7 protein-coding genes are annotated in these 5,260 nt (G+C 25.3%); 3 read left to right on the top strand and 4 right to left on the bottom strand.

All coding sequences use genetic code 11. The features are described from left to right. The first annotated feature begins 135 nt into the window (after window positions 1–135). The gene (locus tag VN21_RS05010) at window positions 136–399 is read left to right on the top strand and encodes a hypothetical protein (RefSeq protein WP_046822332.1); all 264 of its coding nucleotides are present in this window, start codon (window positions 136–138) and stop codon (window positions 397–399) included. 10 nt (window positions 400–409) lie between these two features. On the opposite strand, the gene trmB is transcribed toward VN21_RS05010, so the two are convergent. The 3 genes from trmB to VN21_RS04995 all read right to left on the bottom strand — a co-directional run bounded on the left by trmB (window position 410) and on the right by VN21_RS04995 (window position 2,685). Beyond that, complete coding sequence (gene trmB / locus VN21_RS05005; RefSeq protein WP_046822331.1) at window positions 410–1,051, bottom strand: tRNA (guanosine(46)-N7)-methyltransferase TrmB; 642 nt, start codon at window positions 1,049–1,051, stop codon at window positions 410–412. Between the two features lie 71 nt (window positions 1,052–1,122). Beyond that, the gene (locus tag VN21_RS19210) at window positions 1,123–1,251 is read right to left on the bottom strand and encodes a hypothetical protein (protein WP_021431238.1); all 129 of its coding nucleotides are present in this window, start codon (window positions 1,249–1,251) and stop codon (window positions 1,123–1,125) included. A 339-nt stretch (window positions 1,252–1,590) separates the two neighbouring features. Beyond that, a complete protein-coding gene (locus tag VN21_RS04995; RefSeq protein ID WP_046822330.1) occupies window positions 1,591–2,685 on the bottom strand; it encodes a leucine-rich repeat domain-containing protein in 1,095 nt (364 codons plus the stop codon). 165 nt (window positions 2,686–2,850) lie between these two features. On the opposite strand from VN21_RS04995, the gene VN21_RS17805 reads away from it, so the two are divergent. Next, entirely contained in the window at window positions 2,851–3,156 is a 306-nt protein-coding gene (locus VN21_RS17805) for a DUF1540 domain-containing protein (RefSeq protein ID WP_052951982.1), read from the top strand. 24 nt (window positions 3,157–3,180) lie between these two features. Here the strand turns inward: VN21_RS17805 and VN21_RS04985 are convergent, their stop codons facing one another. Then, the gene (locus VN21_RS04985; RefSeq protein ID WP_046822329.1) at window positions 3,181–3,687 is read right to left on the bottom strand and encodes a hypothetical protein; all 507 of its coding nucleotides are present in this window, start codon (window positions 3,685–3,687) and stop codon (window positions 3,181–3,183) included. A 280-nt stretch (window positions 3,688–3,967) separates the two neighbouring features. On the opposite strand from VN21_RS04985, the gene VN21_RS04980 reads away from it, so the two are divergent. Further along, window positions 3,968–5,083, top strand: a complete 1,116-nt coding sequence (locus VN21_RS04980) for a tyrosine-type recombinase/integrase (RefSeq protein ID WP_046822328.1) — start codon at window positions 3,968–3,970, stop codon at window positions 5,081–5,083. Window positions 5,084–5,260: the final 177 nt, after the last annotated feature.

Genomic DNA, 5,260 nt, shown 5'->3' with positions numbered 1-5,260 from the left:
TATAAAATTCTAAGTTTTTAAAATTATTTTCATTATATTTAAAATCATCTTGTTAAAATTAATTCTTTTGTGTATACTTTTTGTATGTTTATTTATTAAATTATTATTTATAATCGAGGAAAAGGGAGTCTAACTATGTTAAATACTATTGAGATTATACTTAAAATTTTATTTTTCATTTTGTCTTTTATATGGGCTGGAAAGATTATGATTTTAAGAAGTGATAAGCAAATAGTTATAAATCCATTACTTATTTCTATATCAGCGATTTTAGCTTTACTACCCGATGCAATATTTGGAATTAACCTTCAATTTGTTAATATAACATTATATTTCATATACGTAGTTATAATTTTATTCGGACTTTATTGTATGAAAAGAAAAAATGGAGTTTTTTAACTCCATTTTTTTATCGTTTAATACCTTCAACTCTATATATTTTCATGCCATAAGACATAAACTTATCTTCATATTCAGTTGTTACATTACCTTCAAATTCGCTATTAGCTAAATCTAAAGTTATATTTTTAAGTTTTAAATCAGCTTCTGAAAACTCATTTAAACTAAATTCAAACAGTTTTTCATTATCTGTTTTGAAGTGAATTTCACCATTTGAATTTAATATAGTTTTATAATTCTCTAAAAATCCTCTATATGTTAATCTTCTTTTGTTCCATCTTTTTTTAGGCCATGGATCACAAAAGTTTACATAAACTCTAGAAAGTTCATTTTCCTCGAAATAAGTTAAGATGTTATTTACATCTCCCCATACAAACTTTATGTTAGTTAAGTTGTTTTCAACAGCCTTCTCAACTGCTTTTAATAAAACCTCTTCTTTTATTTCCATAGCTATATAATTGATCTCTGGGTTTTGTTTTGCTAAAGTTGTTATAAATTGACCTCTTCCTGTACCAAATTCAACGTGTATAGGGTTTGAATTTCCAAACTTTTCATTCCACTTTCCTTTGAATTTTATATCTTCACCTTTTATAACATACTCTTCAAAACTTAATAATCTAATGTCGGCGCCTTTTTTCTTACGTCTTCTCATGATTTACTCCTATTTTATTTATTCAAAATTAAAGAGCATTGGAAGCCCAATACTCTTTAATTAGTTATTAATTAATTTCCGCAGCCAGAACATCCGCCGCCGCATCCACCGTCAGCTTGATTTTCTGGTGCAACTCTAAATCCATAACCAGTATCTTCTATAACTATATCTCCATAGTTATTGTAATCTTCTGTACTCATTATAAAGTTTAAACCTTCTACTTCGTAGTTTAGGTCATCTCCACCTTGCTCATCCAGAGCAAGTCCAAATGATGGACCACCTCATCCTACTCCTGCAAAATAAACTCTTATATTTTTAGGTCTATCTTGACTGTCAGCTAAAATATCTTTTAATGTTTTTACAGCTGTATCTGCAACTTTAACTTTCATTTTAATACATCCTTTCAATTTTATTACATAAATTTATATAAAAACAAATTTATATATATATTATACCCATATAGAGTATATAATCAAACTTTTTTCTTAAATTTTTAAACTTTTTTGCAAAATTAAAAAGAGTAGTAACTTAATACTACTCTAATGATCAATATGCTCTATTGACGAATTTATAATAAAACTTCCATTTTCTTCTATATTTAGGACAACTACACTAGGCGAAGTATACATATAGTCAGATAAAACCGGAAATAAAATCGTATACTTTCCTGTTTGAATATTATTAAATAAATACTTACCATTAATATCAATAGGCGAATAAAATATGTCCCCGTATTCATTAATAAGCGTAACAACCTTATCCCTAAATGGGTAAGCTTCATATGATTTTAAATTTGCTAATTTCTCCTCTGGCTTTATATATCCAAATACCTTTGATAAACTAAAATCTGGATTAGAACTATTCACTTGAGATTCTTTAGATTTTAAGTAAATTGGTTGAATTAAAGTACCGCTTAAGATTCTTGGAAAACTAGTTGTATCTTCTTTATAAAAATCAGCCTTTAATATACAATTAGATTTTATATTATTTATAACTATCTCTGATATGGAATACAACATAGATGGTCTTTCATTTGTATGAATACTATCATATTTACCATTGACCTGTATATTATCTAAAAAAACAATAGAATTAAGATCCCATACTATATTAGAAGAAAAAAATAGTGATTTTTCCATATCGATTTCAATTGGATCAAGTATTATGCACTGATCAGTTGCTAAAATGGTAGTATTTCTAAAGTTGGGTTTGTTAAATTCTGATAAATTAGATATTCTGTTGTTATCTAAATTTACAGTTCTCAGTTCGGTATTGTTAATGTTTGGTATAGATTTTATATTATTACTGTCTAATCCTAATCTTTTGAGCTTTTTTAAGTTTTTTATAAAGCTAATATCTTCAACTTTATTTTCATTTAACTCCAATTCTTCTAACTTTATGAGCTTTGATAATGGAGAAGCATCAGAAATATTGTTTTTGTTTAAGTTTATATATATAGCATTTATAGCAAACTCTATCCCTTTTATATCCTTTATATTATTACCTGATAAATCTATTTCCGTTAATCCTTTTAAAAATTCTTTTGTTATATCTGAAATATGAACATTAAATTGCCTTGATAAAGCTAGTTTCAAGCTATTGCTTATATATGGATGTTGATTATTCTTTTCCAATGTCTATCATTCCTTTATATAGTAGTCACAATATAATATATGGTTATTTATTGGTACATGACACTAAATATCTATCTTTAAAATAGTACTTATTTTTATCAATTTTTTATTGCTTTTTTGTACATACTAATAATAAATACTTATTTTATAAGGAGTGATGTTATTATGTCAAAAATAAATTGTAGTGCTATCACATGTAGTTATAATATACACGGAAATTGCCATAGCGGAGCAATTAAAGTTGATGGAGCTCAACCAAATAACCTAAAAGACGTTCACTGTACATCATTTGTAAGTGTACATAAAAACTTAAAAAGTGATATTCAAGGTGAATGTGAGCATATTGTATGTAATGCTATTGATTGTATTCATAATAAAAATTCAGAATGTAGTTGCTATAATATATTCGTATCAGGAAATGATGCTAAAAATTTCAAACAAACTAACTGTTGTAGTTTCATATCTAAATAAAAAATAGGCGAGTTAAATTCTCGCCTATTTTTTATTTAGATATGAAACTTGTAATTTAACCCATGCTAAAGTTTGATCTCCAGAAGCTTTACTAAAGTAATAATTTTCTAAGTATTCATTTCTATCTGATATCGACTGAGTCTGTAAGAACAGGGTTAAAAATGATAAAGACATACTGTAATAATTTAATGTATTTAAAAGTCCAAGTGAAAATGGATTTTTTTCTTCATCTCCACTTTTTTCTTTATGATAGTCAGACAGGTTTATCCTAAGTTCTCTTATTTGTGTTTTTATATATAGGGCTTCTTTTAAAAGGTTCTTTGTATCCTTTTTATTAATAACAGAATTAAGTGAGTTGGAAGCTAAAATTTCAACTTGATTTCCTATGCTAGTTAATTCATTTATATATTCATCTTCTACTGAACTGGTATTGTTAGGTACATTTGGCATGTATATATTTGCATATGAATTAATATTACTAAATACAATTATTGTAATAAAAGCAACTATTGATACTAGTATTTTTTTCATAATAAAACTCCTTTAAAATCTTATTTTTATATTATTCGCTTTAAAGTTAGTATTACTTTTAAATAACTCAACTATTCATTTATCATTATGTAATTACCTATAAAAACAAATATAGACATAAAATATATAGTTTTATGTCAAAAAATTAAAACCTAGTTATTTCAATGTATATATCAATTAAACACATTGTTATGTCAGTTTTATGTCAGATATTTAAATGTTTTTTATTTTGTTTTTATGTTACAATATATACTATAATGTTTCTTATTGGAGGATAAAGATGAGCTTTGCATTTATAAGGAAAAGAAGTAAAAATTACATAGTATATTTAGAATATAAAGATCCATCAAGCAATAAAAAAATTCAAAAAAATATGGGTTCATATGATAAAAAAAGAGATGCTTCAAAGAAGCTAACAGAGATAAAAGACAGTATATATAACGAAGATTTATTACTTCCAAACGCTATGACTTTTGATGTATTCTTAAAAGATTTTTTAGAAAAATATAAGATAAATTTATCAATAACAACCTATAATTGTTACATAAGAATATGCAATAAATATATAATTCCTATGTTAGGAAAGTATAAAATTGAAGATCTTAGACCTATACATATACAAAATTACATAGATGATTTAGTTGGAATTTTAAGTCCACAAACAATAAAAATACATATAAATATATTAAAACTTGCTACAAAAAAAGCCTATAGATTAAAGTTAATAAGAGAAAATATTGTAGAATATGTAGAAGTTCCTAAGGTTAAAAAATTCAAAAATAACATATATAATAAGCAAGACATGCAAAAACTATTAGAAAAATGCACAGGAACTTCTTTAGAATTACCTATTTTTATAGCCAGTGGATTAGGCCTTAGAATATCAGAAATACTAGGTCTCACATGGAATAATATAGATTTTAATAATAATTCTGTTACAGTAGAAAAGATAACTGTAAGAAATAACGGTAAAGTAATTTTAAAAGATCCTAAGACGGAAAGTTCTATAAGAACAATTTCTGCTCCAACAGAGCTTATGAATAAGTTGAAAAATTTCAAAAAAGAACAAATCGAATTGAAGCTTCAAGGTAAAATAAAAAATGAAAAAAATTTATTATTCTTTGATAAAAACGAAAATCCTATAGCTCAAGATGTGTTAAGCAAAAAATTTAGCAGATTTTTAAGTGAACATAATTTGGAACATATACGATTCCATGATTTACGTCACTCTCATGTTACGCTTTTAATAAACTCAAAAGTTCCCATAAGGGTTATTTCTGAAAGAGTCGGACATTCAAATATAAATACAACCTTGAATATTTACTCTCATGTACTCAAAGAAATGGATAAAGAAGCTAGCGATAAAATATCAGAAGCTTTATTTAATTTAGGATAAAACAGGAAAAAACAGACCTTTATATTTAGGATTTAAGAGGTCTGTTTTTTATTTTTATATATTTATATTGCATAAAAGCGTCAACTGCTTAGAATCCAAATTAAAGCTTTTATTTATATTCCGATTATAAAATTAAAATATAGTTTAAAATAATAATATTATGTAAACTAATATCTG

Origin of the sequence: Paraclostridium benzoelyticum (assembly GCF_001006285.1) — a bacterium.
Classification (GTDB): Bacteria; Bacillota; Clostridia; order Peptostreptococcales; family Peptostreptococcaceae; genus Paraclostridium; species Paraclostridium benzoelyticum.
Note: the sequence above shows the minus strand (reverse complement) of the source record. Positions and strands in the feature narration are given on the sequence as shown.